Here is a 17354-nt window from a genome sequence, read left to right as displayed (position 1 = left end):
AACCATGGACTTCACCTTCACCGCCGATCAAAGCGAACTCGCAGACCACGTACGTAAGTTCGCCGACTCTCGGATCGCGCCGCACGCCCGGCAGAGCGATGCGCGCGGCAGCTATCGGCCCGGTCTGCTCGCCGAGATGGGCGCTGAGGGCCTGTTCGGCCTGTGCATCCCGCGGGAGTACGGCGGGAGGGAACTGGACGCGACGAGCGCGGGCATCGCGCTGGCCGAACTGGCCGCGGCCGACCTGTCGGTGTGCTTCCCGGTGCTCAACGCGGCGCTGGTGGGCGGTGTCCTGGCGGCGAACGGTACGCCCGCACAACTCGCCGAATGGTTACCGTCGATCGCCGCCGGCGAGACCATCGTGGCCCTGGCGCTGACCGAACCCGGGCACGGCACGGACGCGGCGAACATCGGGATGCGCGCGGAGCCCACCGCCGGCGGCTGGGTGCTCTCCGGCGAGAAGACCTCGATCATGGCCGCGATGTACGCCACCCACGCGCTGGTGTTCGCGCGCACCGGCGGGGCGGGCGCGCACGGCGTCACCGCGTTCTACGTACGGCTCGACGACGCGCACGTGAGCCGAGAACAGCTCGACGACCTGGGCTGCCGGGCCGGCGGCCGCGGCCGGCTGCTCCTGGACGGGTTGCCGGTGGGTGCACGAGACGTGGTCGGCACGCCCGGCCGCGGCTTCGTCGAGGTGATGCGCGGCTTCGGGGTCTCCCGGGCGTTGATCTCGCTGATGGCGATCGCGGTCGGGCAGGCCGCACTCGACGAGGCGATCGGGCACGCCGGGCGGCGCGAAGCGTTCGGGCAGCCGATCGGCCGGTTCCAGTCGGTGGCCTTCGCCCTGGTCGAGCACGCGACGATGTTGCACGCCGCGCGCCTGCTCGCCTACGAGGCGCTGGCCGTGGCGGACGCCGGCGAGGATCCGCGAATCCCGGCGAACATGGCCAAGTGGTGGGCCCCCAAGGCCGCGATGGACGCTGTGCATCAGGCGCTGCTGACCTTCGGCCAACTCGGCTGGACCGAGGACGGCCCGATCGCCCGCCGGCTCCGCGACGTGATCGGCCTGCAACTCGCCGACGGCACCGCCGCCGCGACCAAGCTCGTGGTGGCCCGCAAACTCCTGGGTCGCACCGCCGCGCCGTGAGAGGAGGGGAAGCCGCCGGGAAACGGCCGGGGACGGCGGGCGACGACGGACGCGGCCGCGAGCGAGGACGCACGGCCGAGGCCGGGCGCTCGAACGCCGAACACGCTTGGGGTCACCCCCCGGACGCACCGGCGTTCGAGGTCGCTCGTGTTCCCCGGTAGGTGGCCATCTTGGCCCGGGTGCCGCATACCGCCATCGAGCACCAGCGGCTGCCCCGATTGCGCGAACGATCGTAGAAGGCCCATTCGCAGCGGTGTTCGCTGCACGACTTCAACCGCTGCCAGGTGCCGTCGAGCCGCGCCTCGACGGTGGCCGCCAGCACGGCGGCCCATACGCCGGGCAGTTCCGTGCGCGCCGGCCGGAGCAGGGTATCCGGCGCGCCGCCGTCGAAGCCGACGACCAGCGGGCATTCCCGCGCGATCCGGTCGAGCACCCGCCGGGCCCGCTCGTCGGCCGGCGCGCCGTTGTTCTCGCGCAAAAGACTCCGCAACGCCTCGCGCAGCGTGATCGTGCGCGCGAGGTCGAGGTCGTCCGGCGCGGTCGCCGTCGGTGCGAAGCCGTTGCGCGCCAGCCAGCGGTTCAGGCCCTGGGCCGAGGCGAACTCGTCCGGACCGAACTCGACGTTGACGCTGTTCACGAACGCCTGCACCCGCGCGAGTCCGCCCGGTGCGACGGCCCGGTCTCCCGGTTGTCGGATTTCGCGTTGTGACTGCATGCCGCCCATGCTACCGGCGTCTCCGTTTCACTGGTGGTTCCCACTCGTCCGTGCTCCCGGCCGGCCACACCCAGGACACGATCGACCAGCACCCCCGCGCCCCCGGTGTATCCGGCCGGATCCAGGAGTTCCGCCAGGCGCTCGGCGGAGATGCGCGCCGTGACCTCCGGCTCGCCGGCCAGCACCTCGGCCAATGTCCGCCCGGTCCGCACCGCGCTCGCGGACGCCGCGGCCGACAGCGCCTTGGCCCGGTCCCGCCCGAGCGCGGGGGTCAGGGTCGCCGCGAGCCGCTCGGTGACCATGTGGGCGCCGGTCGCCGCCACATTGGCGCGCATGCGTTCGGGGCGGACGACCAGGCCCTCGGCGAGCTCGACGGCCGTGTGCGCTGCGCCGCCCGCGAGCCGCAGGCCCTCGCGCAACAACAGCCACTCGGCGTGCCACGCACCCGCCGAGCGCTCGTCCTCGGCGACCGAACACCCGGACAGCGCCGCCGCGATCGCCGGCACCTGGAGCGCCGCGCTGCGCACCAGCGTGGACAACACCGGATTGTGTTTGTGCGGCATCGCCGACGATCCGCCGCGGCCGGCCACGTCGGGTTCGGCCACCTCACCCACCTCGGTCCGCGCCATCACCTGCACATCCACCGCGATCTTGCCCAGCACGCCGGTGGTACCCGCCAGCGCGGCGGCCAGGTCGATCATCGGGGTGCGCACCGCGTGCCACGGCAACGGCGTTCGGGCCAGGCCGACTTCCGCGGCGAACGCGTCGACCAGCGCCTCGACGTAGGCGCCCGGGTCGAGCCGTTCGGCCGACTCGTCGCGGCCCGCGTCCTCGCGCTCCGCGGTGGCGAGCGCCGCGTACTCCAGATAGCCCGCCAGCGTGCCGGCCGCGCCGCCGAGCGACACCGGCAGGCCGTCCGCGAGCAGCACCTCGATCCGTCGTCGGGCATCCAGGACCGACTGTCGCCAGCCCGCCGCCTTGAGGCCGAAGGTGGTGGGCACCGCGTGCAGGGTCAGGGTGCGTCCGGCCAGCACGGTGTCCCGATGCCGCTCGGCGAGCGCGCCGAGCGCGTCGGCGATCCGGGTCAGGTCGGTCCGTACGATGTTCAGGGCCCGCGCGGCGATCAGCATCGCGCCGGTGTCCAGGATGTCCTGGCTGGTGGAACCTCGGTGCACGAACTCTGCGGCTGCCGGGTCCCGTTCGGCCACCGCCCGGGTGAGCGCGGCGACCAGCGGGACCACCGGATTGGCACTCTCCCGGGCGGCCACGGCCACCTCGCGCAGATCGAAGCGTTCGGCCCGGGCCGTCGCGGTGATGATCTCGGCGGCGGCCCGCGGCAGGGTGCCCAGCCGCGCCTGGGCCCGGGCGAGCGCGGCCTCCGCGTCGAGCATGGCCTGGAGCCAGGCCCGATCGCATACGGCCGCCTCCACCGGTGTCCCCGCCCGGACCGGGGACAACAGTCCCGCGTCCTGCTCGATGTCCGAGCGATCGCACCCGTGTCGGTCGAGTGGGTCCGGGACCGTGGTCACACGATCACTCCGTTCGGGGTGATGTCCGGGTCGGTCGACAACACCGGACGCACGCTCGCCGGCACCGCGGAGGCGGCGGGCAGCGCGAGGACCGCGCGGGCGATCGCGTCCGAGTCGGCGAGCGTGACCGAGTCCACGCCGGGACGGATCCCGGCGGCGGTGACCCAGTGCACCGATTCGGTCGGCACGCCGTAGGCGTATCGGCGCGGATGCGGCCGACCCCGCCCGTCGATCAGCCGGTACGGCCGCTCGGTCACCGCCAGGCCACCGGTCTCGTAGTCCTCGCCGCCGACGCCGCGGATCCGGTACGGCGCGGCCTGGTCGGTGCTCAGCAGGTGGCGCAGCAGCGGGTCCTCGGTCCGGCGCAGGTCCGGTTCGGGCAACCGGGCTTCGATCAACACCGCGGCGCGTACCGGCGGGCCCGGGACCACGGTGGAGGCGGCCACGAACGCCGGTTCGGCGACGTCCAGGCAGATCCGGGTGCCCGGGCCGGTCAGGGTCAGCACGCCGGCCTCGATCAGCGCGATCATCTGCTCGATCCGCTTCGCCGGCGGGCCGATCGACAGGAAGCCGTTGAGCGGGGTGTACCACCCTTCCAGGTCGTCCCGGTGCGACTCGCCGGTCAGGCCACCGTGATCCACCGCGAGCCGGATCTCGTTGCGCAGGTCCCGCAGGACGTCCAGTGCGGCTTTGAGCGGTCCGTCCACGTTTCCCTCACGGGCCGCCGCGACGTCCCGCTCCAGGTACTGCACCAGCCACCCGGTGAACTCCGCCCGGCTCGCGAACTCCCGCTCACCGCAGGGCCGGGAGATCGCCGACCAGTCCCAGTGCGCGGCCCGCTCGATGCCGTACGCGACCGCCAGGTCGGCACTCTCGTCGTCGTCCGAAACCGCAAGGAACGCCCGGGTGAACGCCGCGCATTCGGCCTCCCGGCGACCTCGCCGGCGCAACAGCGCCGCGTAGTAGACGCCTTCCACCTCGCGCGCGATCAACGGCCACAGGTCCGCGGTGAAGTCGACCGGCCGCCCCGCGCGGGCGCGCCGCCGCAAACCCTCGACGTACTCGGGCGTCAGCAGCCGCGGGGCATGCCGCCCGTACGCGCCCTTCCGGTTCTCGCCCCGCGCCTGGTAGGGCACGCCGCGCCTCGAACTCGCATACAACACAGGCTCGTTGCCGGACGGATGGTATTTTGTTCGCCCGTCCTCGGCGCGACCGAAGCGGCCGCCCCTGCCACTGGTGAAAAGGGCCATGTAGTCGAAGAAGTTGAGCCCCAGGCCACGCAACAACACGTTCTCGCCGGGCCGGACCCGCTCCAGGTCCAGGTCCGCCGGGTTGGCCGGGGTGATATAGGTCAGGTGGTGGATCCGGGCCAGGCTCGCGGTTCGGGCCTCGCGCGCGGACAGTCGGGCCGGCAGATGCCCCAGGGCCAGTACCACCGCGTCCAACCCGTGCAGTCGGGTGCCGTCCTCCAGTCGCACTCCCTGCGGGCCACCCGGGATGCCATGCGTGTCCGCCAGCGCCACCGCGCGCGAGCGGTGCACCCGCACCGCGACATGTGCCGGCGCGCCGGCCACCACCTGCTCGAACGCGTAGTGCAGGTAGCGGCCGTGGAACGCGCGCGTGGGGTAGTCGTCGGGGCCCAGCGCACGAGCCTCGGCGAGGATTTCCCCGTCGTGCTCGCCCGTCTTGCCCGCGGCCGTCGACCGTGCCCATTCGTACAGACTCGGCCCGGGTACGATCGGCCCCTCGATCCGCGAATTCGCGTCGGTGTACACGGTGATCTGCGCCGCGACGGTGTTCGTCAGCAGGTGCTGCGACTGCTCCGAACGCCAGACCGCGCCGGCCCCCGGCGAGGCGGGGTCGACCACGTGGATCGTGACCTTCGGATGTACGGGCGCGGCACGTTCGTTGGCGCACAGGCGCTCCACGACGGAGAGCCCGCGTGGCCCCGCGCCCACGACGCAGACCCGGATCGGGCCGGCGGCGCTCATGCCGCCGCCTCCGCCGCGCCCGGCCCGCCGACCCGGAACCCGTGCATCCAGGCCACGTGGTCGTGCAGTCGATCGGCCGACATCGCGCCGAGCAGCGCGTTCCTGGACTCGGCCTCGGCACCCGCGGGATGCCACAGACGGATGCTCTCCCGCGCGGCGAGCGTGACCCGGGTGGTCCGCTCGTGCCGCGCGTCGCGGTACCCGGCCAGGCGCTTCGGCAGTTCGTCGGGGCGCGCGTCCGCCAATCGCGCGCCGAGCACGACGGCGTCCTCCAGGGCCTGGCACGCGCCCTGCGCCGCGTAGTGCAGCATCGGGTGGGCCGCGTCGCCCAGCAGTGCGACCCGGCCGTCCATCCACCGGGACACGGGGTCGCGGTCGACCAGCATCCAGGTCTTCCAGTCCGCGCCGAGTTCGAGCAGGCGCTGTGCGGTGCCGCCCAGGTCGGCCAGTTCGCGCAACACCCGATCCCGGTGCACGCGCTCGCCGACGACGGCCTCGGTGCCGCCGTCCGCGCGGCTGGCCGCCAGGTTCAGGAAGCGACCGCCGGCGATCGGGTAGTGCACGAAGTGGCAACCGGGTCCGGCCCACCACACCACCGACCGGTCGAAGCGCAGCGCGTCGGGCACCCGCTCCATCGGGATCACCGCCCGGTAGACGCTGATCCCGGAGATCCGCGGCTCGCCGTCGCCGACCAGCCGGGCCCGGATCGCGGAGTGGATCCCGTCCGCGCCGATCAGTACGTCGCCGGTGATCCCGGTGCCGTCCGCGAGCAGGGCCGTCGCGCTCGTGGCGTCCCGGGCGTAGTCGACGACCTGTGCGCCGGCATACAGCGACACGGTGTCGGCGGCCAGGCACGCGTCGAGCAGTGCCCGATGCAGTTCCGCGCGATGCGCGACCACGTAGGGGCCGGCGAAGCGGCGCCGGTATCGCTCGGTCAGCGGCAGGCTCGCCACATGCGCACCGGTGACGCCGTCCATGAAGCGCAGTTCGGCCATCCGCACCGCGGTCGCACGCACCGCCGCGCCCACGCCCAGGACGTCCAGGGCGTGCAGTCCGTTGGGGGCCAGTTGGATACCGGCGCCGATCTCGGCGAACTCGCCCGCGCGTTCGAGCACGACCGCGTGGTGTCCGCGGGCGGCCACCGCGAGAGCCGTGGCCAGGCCGCCGATCCCGCCGCCCGCGACGATGACCTCGGCCATCACGCACCCCGATCCTCGTCTTCGAGCCGGCGCGCCAACTCGAGACGTTTGATCTTGGTGGTCGCGGTCTGCGGCAGGTCCTCGATCCGGCGCTGGACCGGATCGGCCAGGTCGGGGAGTTCGGCGGTGGCCGCACGCCAGGCGTCCGGGTCGATGGGGCGGTCGTCCCTGGTGCACACCACCGGCACCGCGCTGCCGTCGGCGCCGGGCACGATGACCACCTCGGCGAGTTCGTCCAGCTTGTCGAACAGCGCGTCCTCGGCGGCCAGCGTGGAGCCGAAGCCCTCGATCAGGTCGACCTCGCGGTCCAGCAGATGGATACAGCCCCACCTGGTCCGGTAGCCGACGTCGCCCATCCGCCACCAGCCGTCGGCGGACACCTGCGCGTCGTAGCGATCCTGTTCGCCGAGGTAGGTGAGGACTCGTCCGTCGCTCTTGACCTCGATGAAGCCGGGGTGCTCGGCGGACGGCGGCCGGCCCGCCCGGCCGACCACCCGGGCGGCGGTCATCCCGGGGAAGGGGCGGCCCACACAACGACCGTCGGCGTCCGGGGCCCGGCCCCGGGTGAAGGCGCGGACCACGGCCGGTCCGACCTCGCTCTGACCGTACAACTGGCCGAACAGCGGCGCGCGGCGCCGGGTGGCGGCCAGCAGTCGGTGCACGGTGCGCGGGTGGATCGCGTCGAAGGTGGAACTGAACAGCTTGACGCCGGCCAGGGGTTCGCGCGGATCGTCGGCCAACTCCTCCCATTCCATGAAGGTGTTGGGATGCGCCTCCAGGATTCCCGGTCGCAGCCGTGCGAACAGATCGGCGGCGCGTCGGGGATCGGAGTCGGCCAGCACGGCGATCGGGAAACCGCGCAGCAGCGAGATGGCCAGCGCGGTGATCAGCCGGGAGTGCACGAACGACACGTGCAGCGCGATGGTTTCCCGGCGCCGCAGGATCGGCGCGACGATCGCGGCCTGCGGGCGGTATCGGGCCTGGAGGCTGCGACCGGTGTGTACGGCGAGCTTGGGGACGCCGGTGGTGCCCGAGGTGTGGGTGATCAGCGTCGGCTCCTCGGCGGGCCGCGTCACCGCGGGCACCCGGGTCGCCCCGGCGAACGCGTCCAGGGTGGTGGCGTCCGGATGTGTGCCCTTGGTCAGCAGCACCCGCGCCGTCTCGGCGAAGAGCGCGCCCGGCAGCCCGTCGAGCTTGGCCCGGTCGGTGACCAGGAACGGCCGGTCGGTGCGCCGCACCAACTCGGCGACGGTCGCGCCGTCGAGCATCGGCGACAGCAGCACCGGCACCCCGCCGATTCGAGCGATCGCGCAGGCCAAAAGCGTGATGTCGAAGCCGTCGCGCTTGTGCACCACGACCCGGTCGCCGGGTCGGATCCCGGCCGCGTCCAGCCGGGCCGCGAAGTCGTCCACCAGGTCGGCGATCTCCGGGATGGTCGCGCGCCGGCCCAGATCGGGAGCGATGTCCAGGTCGTGGTCGAGGATCAGGACGTTGGTCGGGTGTCGGGCCGCCGCGCGTTCGAAGAGCGTGCCCAGTCGGATGCCGCGATTGCCGATGCGCTGCAAGAACATGAGGTCATACCTTCGTCGGTGGGTTCGGACGGGCCGACGACCACGCCGGGAGGGTGCGAGACGGCGGGCGGTGGACCCGATCGGCCGCGGGCCGGGCAGGGCGGGCGCCGGCGGCGACGGTTCAGTGCCGGCCGGTGGTGGAGCGCTCGGCGATCCGCTTGACGTGTTCGAGGGTGACCGGCAGATCCGCGGCGAGTTTGGCGCCCCACTCGGCCAGGAAGCGCCGCGTCTGCGCCTCGTCCATCGCCGCGGTGATGCCGCGGATCCCCTCGGTCGCGTGGCCCATCCGGAACCGGTGGGTCAACACACAACCACCGGTGGCGGGCTCGATGTCGTAGCGCCACACGCTGTCCTGCCGGACCCCCGCCGAGTTCCGCATCGCCCAGCCGAAGCCGTGCCCGGGGTCGGCGGCGATCACTTCGGATTCGGTGAACCACGTGCCTCGGACCACCGGCGCCCAGCCGACCACGTCCGGGGCCCGCAGGTTTTCGCCGCGGAACACCGCCCCCACCGTGCCCGGTTCGCCGCTGATCCAGGTGCCGCCGACACACTCGGGACTCCACTGCGCGCTGCGCGGCAGGTCGCTGACGAGTGCGTAGACCTCGGCCGGATCGGCCGCGATGTGCGTATGCGCCGCCACCAGGAACAGTGGCGCACGCTCGCCGACCTCGAAGGTCGCCAAGCTGGGTGCGTTGGTCATCTCCTGGTGCCCCTTTCGGTGTCGCCGACATGGCGAGAGCATTGCTACCACTCATCACGTTATGGTGGTAACAGTGCGGCGACCACGCCCCGGCGATAAGACGTGCTTCTCGTATCGCGAAGCCACGCGCGTTTCGAACCGGCGGGTCACACACGGGAATTCACGTCGGCCGATGCCAGACTCCGTTACATGCGCGCTGCCTACCTCGAACGGCTCGGCCCGCCATCGGAGATCCGCTTCGGCGAGCTGCCCGACCCCCGCCCCGGCCCCTGCGACGTGCTCGTCGACGTGTGGGCCGGCACGGTCAATCCGGTCGACACCTTCGTACGTTCCGGGCGGTTCGTCACCCCCGTGGCCTTCCCGTTCGTGATCGGTCGCGATCTGGTCGGCCGGGTCGCCCGGGTCGGCCCCGGTGCGCCCGGCTTCGCCGTCGGTGACCGGGTATGGAGCAACAGCCTCGGCCACGGCGGCCGGCAGGGTGCGGCGGCCGAACGGGCGGTGATCGCCGCCGACCGGCTCTACCGACTCCCGCCGGGGGTGGATGCGTTCGCGGCCGCGGCGGTGCTGCATCCCGCGGCCACCGCCCACCTCGCCCTGTTCGCGCACGGTGGTCTGCGCGCCGGCGACACCGTGCTGATCGCGGGCGCCGCCGGAAACGTCGGCAGCGCACTGGTCACTCTGGCCGCCGAGGCGGGTGCCCGGATCCTGGCCACCGCCTCGGCTCGGGACGCCCGATACTGCCGCGAACTGGGCGCCGAGATCGTCTGCGACTATCGCGATCCCCAGGTGACCCGACACCTCGCCGAGGCCGCCCCGAACGGCGTCGACCTGTATCTGGACACCTCCGGCCACAACGACCTGGTGGCGGCGGTCGGCCTGCTCGCTCGACGCGGCCGGATCGTTCTGCTCGCCGGCGCGGGATCGGGCACCGCGCCGGTGTTGCCCGCGAGCGAGCTCTACATGAAGGACGGCTCGATCCGCGGCTTCGTGATCTCGCACGCCGGCATCGACGAACTCGCCGCCGCCGCGGACACGATCAACCGCCTGCTCGGCGCCGGCCGGCTGCGTCCGCGCACGATGGAGATCCTGCCGCTGTCCGCCGCCGCCGACGTGCATCGTCGGATGGAACGGCACGAACTGCACGGCAGGAGGGTGGTACTGCGCACCGACGGCGCACCCCGACCCGCCGCATTCGGTCCCGCCCGGGCGTGACCCCGCACGATCCGCGGCGTTGTCACCATGTCGGACCGGTACCGCCGAACACCGAGGGAGCACGGATGTTGCAAGGTTTGGCCCATGTCAGGTATCAGGCGGCGGACTTGCCCGCGGCCCGTCGTTGGTACACCGAACTACTGGGCGTCGAGCCCTACTTCGAGCGACCCGGGTATGTGGAGTTCCGGGTCGGCGACTTCCGGCAGGAACTGGGACTGGTGGACGCCCGCTACGTCTCGGAGTTGGGCGCACACGGCACGGCCGAGGCAGGCGGTGCCGTCGTCAGTTGGCATGTCGAGGATCTTCCCGCCGCCCTGGCCCGGTTGTCGGCCATGGGTGCGAGGGAGCACGAGCCGGCGCGCGACTTCGGCGAGGGCTTCGTCGGTGCCTCGGTGCTCGACCCGTTCGGGAACGTACTCGGCATCATGCACAACCCGAACTACCTGGACGTCCTGGCCGAGACCGGCAAGGGCTGAGCCCGGCGACGCGGCTTGTCGTCCCCGTCGGGCGCCCCCGGGGACGACGGCCGCTCGCCCGAGGGTTCAACGCGCGTGGGCCGCCTCGATCACCTCGACCATGCGGTCGATCGTGGGCTCGTGCAGTAGATCACCCAACTCAACGTCCACGTCGAAGAGTTCGCGTACCTGCTCGGTCAGGCGGGCCCCGCGCAGCGAGTCGCCGCCGAGTTCGAAGAAGTTGTCCCGCACGCCGATCCCATCCAGTTCGAGCACCTTCGTCCACAACTGCACGAGCGAGTGCTCGGTGTCGGTGTGCGGCTCCCGGTACGGGCTGTCCAGGTCCGGCCGCGAGCGCGGCGGTTCGGGCAGCGCGGCCCGGTCGATCTTGCCGTTGACCGAGGTCGGCAGCCCGCCCACGACATACGCGGACGGCACCATGAACGCGGGCAACTTCTCCCGCAGCGCCCGACGGATGTCGCGAACCGCCGGCGCCGGTTCACCCTTCGGCTCGATGTACGCGGTCAGTCGCACGTCCCCGTCCGCATCCCGATGTGCCAGGACCGCGACCTGGGCGACGCCCGGCTGCCTCGCGGCGACCACCTCGATCTCGCCCAGTTGCACGGTGTTGCCCTGAACCTTGAGTTGGTTGTCCACCCTGCCGATGATCTCGATGCCGCCGTCCTGCCAGTACCGCGCCATGTCGCCGGTGCGGTAGAGCATCGGGTTCGGGTCCACATCGATCGGGTTGGGCACCCACTTCAGCGCGGTCGCCTCGGGCCGGTTCAGGTAGCCGGCCGACAGGCTGTGGCCCGCGATGCACAGTTCGCCCACCACCCCCGGCGGCACCGGCGCGAGGTTCTCGTCCAGCACGTAGATCTTGACGTTCGGGATCGGCCGGCCGATCGGCGGCAGCCTGCGACCTCGTCCCTCCGGCCCCAACTCGCGGCCCAGCTCGGTGATATCGCAGCCGGCGACGGTGGTCGCCTCGGCGGAGCCGTACAGGTTGATCAGGCGGAACGGCAGCCCGGCGGGCGGCCAGGACTGGATCCGCTCGCCGCAGACCCTGATGTTCGCCAACGGGGTGTCGGCGGGCCAGTCCAGGCTCCACAACCGCTCGGCCATCGGCTTCATCAACAGCGTGGTGGTGATCCGCTTGTCCAGGTACCAGTCCTGGAGCAACTGCGGGGATGCCACCACGGACACATCGGGGATGTGCACCGTGCCACCCGCGGCGAGCACCGGGAAACACTCGACCTCGACCATGCCGTAGCCGGGCGCCGCCAGCCAGGTGCCCTGGGTGTCGGTGTTCATCCCGGTCATCTCGCACATGCTGTGGATCTGATTGCGCGCCGCCCCGAACCGGACCAGAACCGCTTTCGGCGCACCGGTGGAGCCGGAGGTGTAGCAGATGTGGATCAGGTCGTCGACGTCCACCGGCGCGCTCACCTCGGTGCTCGGCTCGGTGTGCCAGTCGGCGACGTCGAGCGCGAGCACCGGGCAGTGTCCGCGGACCGTGTCCTCGTGGGCGGACAGCGTCACCACCGCGGCGGCCGAGGCGTCCTCGACCATGAAGCGCACCCGATCGGCGGGAAAGTCCGGGTCGAGCAGGATCGCCGCAGCCGCGAGCTTGAAGCAGGCGAGTTGGGCGATCAGGCTCTCCGCGCCGCGCGGAAAGCAGACTCCGACCCGGTCCTGCCGGCGAACACCGATCGCGGCCAGGCGGTGGGCGAGTCGATTGGCCCGGTCGTCCAGTTCCCGATAGGTCAGCGCGGTGTCGGGCAGCGCGATCGCGGTCGCCTCGGGGGTTCGGCGCGCGAAGTCCGCGACGATCTCGTGGAAGAACGGCTCGGGTACGGACTGTTCGGTCCGGTTCCACTCGACCAGGATGCGCTGCCTCTCCTCGTCGCCCAGCAGCGGCAGATCACGGACGAGCACGCCGTCGTCGTTGCTCAGCGCGGTGAGCAGACGGGCCAGGTGCCGGCCGTACTGGGCGGCTGCCTCGTCGTCGAACTCGTCCTGGAAGAGCAGCAGTTCGTAGGTTCCCCGGTCGACGGTCAGGGTCAGCGCGGCGCGGTCGGCAACGTCTTGCGCGGCCGCGTCGGCCACCAGGCCGTGGCAGGGGCGACCGGCCGCCGGTTGGGCGGGCGGCGCGGCGGCGACGGCGGCGAGCAGTTCCGCCGCCGTCTCGTCGCCGGACACCCGCGGTTCGATGATCTCGGTCGGGCCCGGACCGATCCGGCGAGCGATCGGCAGATCGGTCTCGCCGGTGTAGCGGTGGATCAGCGCCGCGAGCGCCGCCGACGCGTACCGCTGCGGATCCGGCTTCGCCCGCTCGGGGGCGGCGATGGCGATCCGATGCACCGCACCGGTGCGATCACCATCGATGTGCCGGGCGAGCGGAAGTGCCGAACTCGTGGTCGTGGCCACCGGAATCGTTCCTCTCGAATTCTCGGGTTTCTGGGTGTCTGGGTGCCTGGGCGTCTCGGTGTCCCCAGTGCCGGGTGCCGGGGGAGGTGTCGGGAGCCGGGTGTCGGTTCGAGCGCTCAGGCCACCATCACCGACGGATCGGCCGCCCGCCGGGCCGTCACCGCCTCCGCCAGCCGCTCGACCATGTGCATGGTCTGCTCCCAGCCCGCACACGCGTCGGTGACGCTCTGGCCGTAGGCGAGGCCGTCGGTCCGACCCAGGATCAGGTCCTGTCGGCCGCAGGCCAGGAAGCTCTCGATCATCATCCCGGCGACGCCGGACTCACCGTCGGCGATGCGTTCGGCGACGTCCTCGACCACGTTGGTCTGTTCCTCGTGGTCCTTGCCGCTGTTGCCGTGACTCGCGTCGATGACCACCCGCCCGGGCAGTCCCGCGGCCTGCAACCGATCGAGCGTCTCGGCCACGTCGGGCGCGCTGTAGTTGGGGCCCTCGGTGCCGCCGCGCAACACCACGTGGCAGTCCGGGTTGCCGCTGGTGGTCACCACCGCCGCCTGCCCGTCGTCGGTGATGCTCGGGAACACGTGGCTGTTCGAGGCGGTGACGATCGCGTCGATCGCGTCGTCCGTACGACCGGCGGTGGTGTTCTTGATCCCGACCGGCATGTCCAAGCCGCTGGTGAGTTGGCGGTGCACCTGACTTTGCACGGTGCGCGCACCGATCGAGGCCCACGAGACCGCGTCGGCGAAGTACCGGGCGATCATCGGGTCGAGGAACTCGCAACCGATCGGCAGTCCGGTCTCCAGGATCCGCACCATCAGTCCGCGCGCCATCCGCAGCCCGGTGTTCAGGTCGTACGACCCGTCCAGGCCGGGATCGCTGACCAGTCCCTTCCAGCCCATCCGGGTACGCGGCTTCTCCACGTATACACGCATGACGATCAACAGTCGGTCGGCCACCTGCCGGGACAGCTCGGCCAGGCGCTCGGCGTAGACCAGCGCGGCCTCGGTGTCGTGAATCGAGCACGGACCGGTGACCAGGACCAGGCGATCGTCCTTCCCGTTCAGGATCCGCTTGACGTCCCGGCGCGCCGCCAGCACGGCCTTGCGGGTCTCGGGCGGGATCGCTATCTCCTTCCGCAGGGCGGTCGGCGACATCAGTCTGTCGACCGCGGTCACGCGGGAGTCGGGGTTGCCGCCGAGGCTCATGACGGAGTTCCTTCCTTTCGCTCGTGGGGTCGGGACCGATCCGTCGCGAACACGGCGGCGGAGAAGGTGAAGCCCATGCCGGTGCCGATCACGAGCACCCGCGCCCCGGGCGCCAACAGGTCCGCCTTGAGCAGGTGGTCGAGCGCGTAGATCTGGTCGGCCGCACCGAGATGACCGATGGTCAGGCCGAGTTTGTGCAGATCGTGGCGGGGGGTGATGCCGAGCGGCCGTACGAAGCTCTCCCGGTAGAGCGTGCTGCCGACGAACGGAGTGACGAACCAGTCGATCTGCTCCTGCTCCAGTTCCGCGTCGGCCAGGGCACGGGCCACCACGCTGCGGGTGCGATCCGCCGAACGGGTCTGTACGTCCCGGATGGAAATCTCGCCCCGGGCCAGGAATTGCCGGGTGCGGTGCCGGATGTCGCCGAGTTCGGCAGGCGCGGTGCGAAACGGCTCGTCGCCGCGCGAGAGCCCCTCCAGGACCGTGTCGGTCTCCGAGACGAGCGAGACCAGCCGCAGCCGACCACCGCCTCGGGCGAGCACGGCCGCCGCGGCTCCGTCGCCGAACACGATGCCCGGGGAGGTGTGCCAGCGATCGGTCGGCGGCGCGAACCGGTCCCCCAGCGTGATCAGCGCGGACGGCAGCGCGGGGCGCGACGCGAGCATCGCCGCGGCGATGTCGATGCTGGCCAGCGAGCCGTTGGACCACGCGGAGACGGTCGTGGGTATCCCGTCGACGCGCGGACCCAGCAGTTCCTTGGCGATCCAGCACGCCGCGGGCCACATGTCGATGCCCTGGAAGTGCCCGTGGCTGTGCAGGTACAGGCTGCCCGGGTCGACCACGGTGCCGTACTCCTGGGCGTCCTTGATCGCCTGGCGCCCCGCGATCACGGCCATCTCCGGCGGCGCGAGCCGGGCCTGGGCGACGCTGACCATGCCGGTGCTCTCGGCAGCCTCGCTCTCGTAGTGGCCGGCCGCGACCGCGTCCGCGACCGGAGTGCGCTCGCCGAGTGTGCCGCCGGTGCCGGTGAGCCAGATGTCATCGAAGCGCATGGCTCGGGCTCCCCTCCGGGGTCGAGGCGACCGGCAGGTCGCGCAGGTGGTGCCCACCGGAGGTGATGCGTGCGCCACCGCCGACGCCGACCAGAATCTCGTGCGCGACGCGGACCAGAACCCGGCCCACGGCCGAGTCGATCGCGCCGGCGAGGTGCGGCACGCTGGTGCGGTAACCGACCTGGAACACGGCCTCGCAACCGTCGTCGGTGTCGGTGCACGTCCACGCGCCGCCGAACTGTTGGAAGTCGCCGTCGACCTGTTCGAACTCGATCCGGTACGGCTGTTGCCCACCACTCGCGTCCCGGGTGCGTTGCGTCCACCGGGCGGTGCCGCCGCGGAAGGCGAGCGTCCACTCGCGCAGGTCGTCGCCGACGTCCCGGACCGAGACGATCTCGGCGGCCCGGTCGGGGAACGCCCGCTCGTCGCGCAGTCGTTCGATCGCGCTCGCCGCCGAGCACGGCAGTGCGGCCTTGAGGGTGCGGGAAGTCATCGGGCTCCTCCGAGTCGGGGCGTCGGGCGCACGATGCTGACGCCCTGTAGATGCGTGGTGCGCAACATGGGATGGCTCGCCTCGCCGAAGGCTCCGCCGGTCAGGCCGGTGCCGCCCGAGTTGGGCAGGAACGGGAGGAAGTTGCCGTGCGAGTCGTTGATCTTCAGGTTGCCGCCGTTGCCGACCGCCGACAGGAACCGCTCGATGTGCTCCGGGCCGGTCGACCAGAACGAGTTCCGCAGGCCGTAGGCGTTGCTGTTGACGAAGGTCAGAATCTCGTCGAACAATCGCTCGTCCGAGTCGCCCGGCTCGGGCACGATGATCGGCAGCAGCGGGAAGAACGTCTCGTCCCGGACCACCGACAACGAGCGGGCGTCGCCGAGTCCGGCCACCCGCACGATCGTCGGTTCGATGAAGAAGCCGGTGTCCGACGGGGTGCCGTCCACCTCCAGGCGACGGCCGCCGTGCACCAGGGTCGCGCCGCCCATGAGGGCTTCGGTCAGGCAACCGAAGAACCAGTCGGCGCCGAGCACGGGGGTGAGTACCACGCCGGGCTCGTCGGGATGGCCGGGGTGGATCTTGCCGGTCGCCACGATCAGCCGTTCGATCAGCTCGTCCGCGATCGCGGGGTGGGCGATCACCTGGTTGGGCACGTTGCAGATCTGACCGGAGTTCAGGAAGAACTGGGTCACGGTCTCCACCGCGGCGTCCAGATCGGCGTCGGACCACACCACGCAGCAGTCGTTGCCCGCGAGTTCGAGAATCGGCTTCTTGCCCGCGGCGATGCAGTCCCGCTCGAAGGCCAGGCCCTGCTTGCTGCCGCCGTAGTAGACGATGTCGTTCACGTGTTCGCTGGCCAGCCAGGTGTCGACGGCCGGCGGTCCGCAGTAGGCGTTCAGCGTGCCGGCGGGCGCTCCGGCGGCCTCCAGCACCGGCGCCACCACCTCGCGCATGGCGTACATGCAACTGAGCGCGACACCGCGCGGTGCGCGGACCACGACCGTGTTGCCCGCCAACAGTGCGGTGATCGCGGACAGCGCGTTCACCGTCGCCGCGTTCTGCGGCGGGTTGACACACACCACACCGTCGGCCACGCGTCGCAGGATCATCTCGCGCTCTCCGTCGTGACGACGGAACTCCAGTTGTTCGGCGCACCATTCGAGCGTCTCGGGGCTCCACCCGGTGAGCGGGATCCCGTCGATCATCGCCTCGGCTCCCGAACGGGGCTGCCCCTCGGCGACCAGGATCTCCACCAGCGGATCCCGGTGTTCGCCCAGCCGCCGCGCGATCGCCCGCCCGATCTCCATCCGGGTGGCGAGCGGCGTGCGCGCCCACTCGGGCGCGGCACCGGCGGCCGCCTCGAGCGCCGCCGCGATCATGCCTTCGTCGGCGACCGCACACGCTCCCGCGAGCCGATCGCCGGCGCTCTCCCGGTCGACCCTGCCCAGGTCGAGATCACGCTTCAACCGCAGACTGGGAAAGGTGTCCTCGATGATGGCGCGCGCGGTGACGGTGTGCACGTACTCCCCGCCTTCGCCGCCGATGTCGCGGCCGCCGATGTAGGCGGGATACACCCTGGTGGTCACGGTTCTCCCTTTCGAGCGAAGGATGTGGTTACCGGCAAAAACGCTACGCAGGTAACAGAACCGGAA

14 protein-coding genes are annotated in these 17354 nt (G+C 71.7%); 3 read left to right on the top strand and 11 right to left on the bottom strand.

The features are described from left to right. The first annotated feature begins 4 nt into the window (after positions 1-4). Positions 5-1150, top strand: coding sequence for an acyl-CoA dehydrogenase family protein (locus ACFXMF_RS22480; protein ID WP_379988100.1), 1146 nt, complete (start codon positions 5-7; stop codon positions 1148-1150). Between the two features lie 112 nt (positions 1151-1262). Here the strand turns inward: ACFXMF_RS22480 and ACFXMF_RS22475 are convergent, their stop codons facing one another. The 6 genes from ACFXMF_RS22475 to ACFXMF_RS22450 all read right to left on the bottom strand — a co-directional run bounded on the left by ACFXMF_RS22475 (position 1263) and on the right by ACFXMF_RS22450 (position 8855). Next, on the bottom strand, positions 1263-1787 hold the full coding sequence (locus ACFXMF_RS22475; protein ID WP_360321594.1) for a CGNR zinc finger domain-containing protein: 525 nt from the start codon (positions 1785-1787) through the stop codon (positions 1263-1265). After that, on the bottom strand, positions 1784-3394 hold the full coding sequence (locus ACFXMF_RS22470; protein ID WP_379988099.1) for an adenylosuccinate lyase family protein: 1611 nt from the start codon (positions 3392-3394) through the stop codon (positions 1784-1786). Before ACFXMF_RS22470 ends, ACFXMF_RS22475 begins: the two co-directional genes overlap by 4 nt. Beyond that, on the bottom strand, positions 3391-5385 hold the full coding sequence (locus ACFXMF_RS22465; RefSeq protein ID WP_379988098.1) for an FAD/NAD(P)-binding protein: 1995 nt from the start codon (positions 5383-5385) through the stop codon (positions 3391-3393). The genes ACFXMF_RS22470 and ACFXMF_RS22465 overlap by 4 nt, the downstream gene beginning before the upstream one ends. Beyond that, positions 5382-6584: an FAD-dependent monooxygenase gene (locus ACFXMF_RS22460; protein ID WP_379988097.1), complete on the bottom strand. Its 1203-nt coding sequence runs from the start codon at positions 6582-6584 to the stop codon at positions 5382-5384. The genes ACFXMF_RS22465 and ACFXMF_RS22460 overlap by 4 nt, the downstream gene beginning before the upstream one ends. Next, positions 6584-8155, bottom strand: a complete 1572-nt coding sequence (locus ACFXMF_RS22455; RefSeq protein ID WP_360321582.1) for a class I adenylate-forming enzyme family protein — start codon at positions 8153-8155, stop codon at positions 6584-6586. The genes ACFXMF_RS22460 and ACFXMF_RS22455 overlap by 1 nt, the downstream gene beginning before the upstream one ends. Positions 8156-8276: 121 nt before the next feature. Next, complete coding sequence (locus ACFXMF_RS22450; RefSeq protein WP_379988096.1) at positions 8277-8855, bottom strand: SRPBCC family protein; 579 nt, start codon at positions 8853-8855, stop codon at positions 8277-8279. A 189-nt stretch (positions 8856-9044) separates the two neighbouring features. On the opposite strand from ACFXMF_RS22450, the gene ACFXMF_RS22445 reads away from it, so the two are divergent. Together ACFXMF_RS22445 and ACFXMF_RS22440 are read left to right on the top strand one after the other, a co-directional pair. After that, a complete protein-coding gene (locus ACFXMF_RS22445) occupies positions 9045-10067 on the top strand; it encodes an NADPH:quinone reductase (protein WP_379988095.1) in 1023 nt (340 codons plus the stop codon). 65 nt (positions 10068-10132) lie between these two features. Next, complete coding sequence (locus tag ACFXMF_RS22440; protein WP_360321573.1) at positions 10133-10543, top strand: VOC family protein; 411 nt, start codon at positions 10133-10135, stop codon at positions 10541-10543. A gap of 66 nt (positions 10544-10609) precedes the next feature. On the opposite strand, the gene ACFXMF_RS22435 is transcribed toward ACFXMF_RS22440, so the two are convergent. The 5 genes from ACFXMF_RS22435 to ACFXMF_RS22415 form a co-directional block, all read right to left on the bottom strand. Next, a complete protein-coding gene (locus tag ACFXMF_RS22435) occupies positions 10610-12952 on the bottom strand; it encodes an amino acid adenylation domain-containing protein (RefSeq protein WP_379988094.1) in 2343 nt (780 codons plus the stop codon). A 116-nt stretch (positions 12953-13068) separates the two neighbouring features. Continuing rightward, positions 13069-14157 (bottom strand): 3-deoxy-7-phosphoheptulonate synthase, encoded by a 1089-nt coding sequence (locus ACFXMF_RS22430; RefSeq protein ID WP_360321567.1) that lies wholly within the window; start codon positions 14155-14157, stop codon positions 13069-13071. After that, a complete protein-coding gene (locus tag ACFXMF_RS22425) occupies positions 14154-15209 on the bottom strand; it encodes a ketoacyl-ACP synthase III family protein (RefSeq protein ID WP_379988093.1) in 1056 nt (351 codons plus the stop codon). The genes ACFXMF_RS22430 and ACFXMF_RS22425 overlap by 4 nt, the downstream gene beginning before the upstream one ends. Continuing rightward, positions 15196-15702, bottom strand: a complete 507-nt coding sequence (locus tag ACFXMF_RS22420) for an SRPBCC family protein (protein ID WP_379988092.1) — start codon at positions 15700-15702, stop codon at positions 15196-15198. The genes ACFXMF_RS22425 and ACFXMF_RS22420 overlap by 14 nt, the downstream gene beginning before the upstream one ends. Then, positions 15699-17288, bottom strand: a complete 1590-nt coding sequence (locus ACFXMF_RS22415) for an aldehyde dehydrogenase family protein (RefSeq protein WP_379988091.1) — start codon at positions 17286-17288, stop codon at positions 15699-15701. The genes ACFXMF_RS22420 and ACFXMF_RS22415 overlap by 4 nt, the downstream gene beginning before the upstream one ends. Between the last annotated feature and the right edge of the window lie 66 nt (positions 17289-17354).

Origin of the sequence: Embleya sp. NPDC059213 (assembly GCF_042754445.1) — a bacterium.
Classification (GTDB): domain Bacteria; phylum Actinomycetota; class Actinomycetes; order Streptomycetales; family Streptomycetaceae; genus Embleya.
This window is presented reverse-complemented; position numbering and strand designations above follow the sequence as displayed.

Coding starts and splice junctions, on each gene's coding strand:
- ACFXMF_RS22480 (WP_379988100.1), top strand. CDS start 5: ATGGACTTCACCTTCACCGCCGATCAAAGCGAACTCGCAGACCACGTA.
- ACFXMF_RS22465 (WP_379988098.1), bottom strand. CDS start 5,385: ATGAGCGCCGCCGGCCCGATCCGGGTCTGCGTCGTGGGCGCGGGGCCA.
- ACFXMF_RS22460 (WP_379988097.1), bottom strand. CDS start 6,584: ATGGCCGAGGTCATCGTCGCGGGCGGCGGGATCGGCGGCCTGGCCACG.
- ACFXMF_RS22455 (WP_360321582.1), bottom strand. CDS start 8,155: ATGTTCTTGCAGCGCATCGGCAATCGCGGCATCCGACTGGGCACGCTC.
- ACFXMF_RS22450 (WP_379988096.1), bottom strand. CDS start 8,855: ATGACCAACGCACCCAGCTTGGCGACCTTCGAGGTCGGCGAGCGTGCG.
- ACFXMF_RS22445 (WP_379988095.1), top strand. CDS start 9,045: ATGCGCGCTGCCTACCTCGAACGGCTCGGCCCGCCATCGGAGATCCGC.
- ACFXMF_RS22440 (WP_360321573.1), top strand. CDS start 10,133: ATGTTGCAAGGTTTGGCCCATGTCAGGTATCAGGCGGCGGACTTGCCC.
- ACFXMF_RS22430 (WP_360321567.1), bottom strand. CDS start 14,157: ATGAGCCTCGGCGGCAACCCCGACTCCCGCGTGACCGCGGTCGACAGA.
- ACFXMF_RS22425 (WP_379988093.1), bottom strand. CDS start 15,209: ATGCGCTTCGATGACATCTGGCTCACCGGCACCGGCGGCACACTCGGC.
- ACFXMF_RS22420 (WP_379988092.1), bottom strand. CDS start 15,702: ATGACTTCCCGCACCCTCAAGGCCGCACTGCCGTGCTCGGCGGCGAGC.